Here is a 2,915-nt window from a genome sequence, read left to right as displayed (position 1 = left end):
CTCTGTGCCCGCGGGTGGAGGCGCGTCGCAAACAACGGCAACCCGCAGCGCGGCGACATCCTGCTCAACGACGCGCACCACGTCGCCGTCTACATTGGCAATGGCCTCCTGTGCCAGGCGAGCCGAAACGAGCTCCACCGAGCCAACGGCGGCCAGCCCGGCGACCAGGACGGCTACGAAACCAACACCCGCGGCTACTACAACTATCCGTGGAGCTGCTACCTGCGGTATGCCGGTGCGCAAGAGTCCACGTCCCCTACGCTCGTCGTGGACGGCTACTGGGGCAAGCAGACCACGCTCCGTCTGCAGGAATTACTCGGTTGCCCTTACAAAGACGGGGTGATTTCCTCCCAGTGGGCGGGCGACGCCTGGCGCCACGCTGCCTGCACGAGCTTCGAGCACGACAGCTCCGGCGAGGGCTCCGTGACCATCGCGCGCATGCAACAGCGCCTGGGCGTGACCGCAGACGGCCTCTGCGGCAAGGACACGATCAACGCACTCATCAAGCGCTTCATGCCGTCCTCCGGCGCCACCGTCCTCGACGGTAAGCTCGACGCCGAGAGCGTCACCGTCAAGGCCATGCAGCGCTCGCTCAACGAGGGGACTTTCTGATGCCTTACCCTTCTCCCGCCGACGAGCGCGAGGGAGACCTGCTCAACCTCGTGCTCTTCCTCATCGACCTCGCTTTGGTGTTCGTGGCGGTGCCGATGTGCCTCATGGGCCTGCTCTAGCTGTGGCCTGCTGTGACCGAGCTGTGACCTAGCTCGAACTTGCTCGAACCTTACTCGGACCCGCCGCCTTCCCCGAGAGGGGAGGGCGGCGTTTTGCTGTCTCGGTAAGTTAAAGCTCGAGACAGCACACGTTGTCGTTGGCACACGTCGGCATTTGGGCACTCTTTGTTGGCACAAACTGGCCCATTATCGACATTCCAAATTAGAATAACCGCAGCTAAACAGTACAGTAAGGTTTCGATAATAGTTCCTCATAATCCCTGGGTTGCAGGTTCGAATCCTGCTGGGCCCACCATCTACTCAAGGCCAGGAGCTTCGGTCCCTGGCCTTTGCGCTATCTTTGCTTGTTGTCGCTCCTTTGCCTTGCCGTGGGGCCGAATGTGCCCCTCCAGACCGAAACCGGAGGCCATCATGACCGAGAAGACCATCACGCTCCGCACCATTGCCGTATCCTCTACGGCGCTCGGCATCCTCGTCTGCGTCTACGACGCGATCATCACCGTTTTGTCCGGAGCGAGCGACACCAGGCTCATCTTCGTCGCCATGAGCGGTATCGCCGCCATCTTCTATGGGTTCCTCATCCTGCGCGCCTTGAACGAGAACGCAGGCCTCTACAGCCTCAAGAAGAAGGCCTCTTCGTCCTGGATCATCCCCGTGTGCATGCTCGTCGGTACCTTCACCGTGCCCGACGAGGGGGCCGCGCTCTTTGTGATCCCCATCGCGATCCTGCTCGTGGCAGCTGTCGCGCTCGATGTCTACCTGCGCAAAGCCGCTTAAGCGACTGGGTTTCTCGGCAAGTTTTCAAAAATGCCCAAATTTCTTCTTCCCTTTGGGCGATTCCTTTGGTAGAGTATTTTCTTGCGCGAAGGGGCGATTGGCTCAGGGGTAGAGCACTTCCTTCACACGGAAGGGGTCGCTGGTTCGAATCCAGCATCGCCCACCATATTCGGGGAATTAGCTCAGTTGGGAGAGCGCGTGACTGGCAGTCACGAGGTCAGGGGTTCGAACCCCCTATTCTCCACCATGTGAATACTGGCGACGACTTCGGTCGTCGCTTTTTTCGTACGGGCTCATGGCGCAACGGTTAGCGCAGGGGACTCATAATCCCTGGGTTGCAGGTTCGAATCCTGCTGGGCCCACCATAAAAACCGCAGGTCGCGGGGCGTTTTCGCCCTGCGACCTGTTTTATTATTTATGGAGCGTTGGCACGGCGTTGGCATAAGGTAGCCAAACAGGTTGAAGACCTTATATAGTGCCAAGAAACCCTTTATCGCCCGCCCACCGCGCGGCCGAAGGCCTGCGCAGCGGCGTCGAGGGCCGCGTCTGGCTTCAGGTAGTGCGTGTACCCGGTCTGGACGTTCGTGCGGCCGTGCAGGCGGGCGTTCACCGTGTCGAGGACGCCGGCGCCCTGCATGATCGTCTCGTGGACTGAGCGCATGTCCTTCAGCTGGGCGTAGGGCATGCCCTGAAGCGCGCCTCCCGGCTCAAAGAGCGCCTTCCAGTGCTTCCGGGCGCGGCCGGGGTACTTGTCCCAGAGGAAGGCCCTAGGCCCTTCCACGGCGAGCTCCGCGAGCCTCGACGCGAACGGGTCGGGGATGGGGGCCACGCGGCGGCTGAACTTGTTCTTGGGAGCCTTGAAGCCGTCGCGCTCCGTCCAGGCCATCTGGACGTAGGCGTGGGCCATGAGGCCGTCGCCCTCGCCCAGGCGGGCCACCTCGGAGAAGCGCAGCCGCGACCACATGAGGCCAAGGCCCTCCTCGACGCGCAGGCCCCCGCCCACGAGGGCGAGGAAGAGTGCCTCGGCGTCGTCGCCGCGAAGGCGGCGCATGGCCTCGGCCACCTGCGGGGCGCCCCACATCACGGGCTGCTCGGCGAAGGGGTCCTCGCGCTCGACCGGGTAGTCGATGCGGCGGTGGTCGAGGATGTTGCGGTCCACGAGCTCGGCGTCCACGGCGCAGTTGATCATGCGCTTCAGGCAACGGACCGACTTCCTTGCCACGGCGGGCGTCATGCCGTAGACCCACGACTGCACCATCGGGTAGCTCAGCTCGGGCCAGCGCAGGTCGCCGAAGGCGGGCTCTATGCGCAGGCGCCACGAGGACTCGTAGCCGCCGATGGTCTCGTTGGTCAGGCCCTTGGCGCGGCACCTCTGCATGAAGAGGGGCCAGAAGTCGCGGACGACGT

General features: G+C 63.1%; 3 protein-coding genes and 3 tRNA genes. 5 read left to right on the top strand and 1 reads right to left on the bottom strand.

What is annotated here, in order from left to right:
• The 5 genes from ACT84W_RS07345 to ACT84W_RS07325 all read left to right on the top strand — a co-directional run.
• On the top strand, positions 1 to 612 hold a 612-nt coding region (locus ACT84W_RS07345), incomplete at its 5' end, for a hypothetical protein (RefSeq protein ID WP_444328729.1).
• Positions 613 to 1,142: 530 nt separating this feature from the next.
• A complete protein-coding gene (locus ACT84W_RS07340) occupies positions 1,143 to 1,508 on the top strand; it encodes a hypothetical protein (protein ID WP_444328728.1) in 366 nt (121 codons plus the stop codon).
• Positions 1,509 to 1,599: 91 nt separating this feature from the next.
• A tRNA-Val gene (locus tag ACT84W_RS07335) sits at positions 1,600 to 1,674 on the top strand.
• Positions 1,675 to 1,679: 5 nt separating this feature from the next.
• Positions 1,680 to 1,755, top strand: a tRNA-Ala gene (locus ACT84W_RS07330).
• A gap of 42 nt (positions 1,756 to 1,797) precedes the next feature.
• Positions 1,798 to 1,873 (top strand) — tRNA-Ile (locus tag ACT84W_RS07325).
• Positions 1,874 to 1,998: 125 nt separating this feature from the next.
• On the opposite strand, the gene ACT84W_RS07320 is transcribed toward ACT84W_RS07325, so the two are convergent.
• On the bottom strand, positions 1,999 to 2,915 hold a 917-nt coding region (locus tag ACT84W_RS07320), incomplete at its 5' end, for a hypothetical protein (protein WP_444328727.1).

The organism is Paratractidigestivibacter sp., assembly GCF_052362415.1.
In the GTDB taxonomy this organism is placed as follows: domain Bacteria; phylum Actinomycetota; class Coriobacteriia; order Coriobacteriales; family Atopobiaceae; genus Paratractidigestivibacter.
This window is presented reverse-complemented; position numbering and strand designations above follow the sequence as displayed.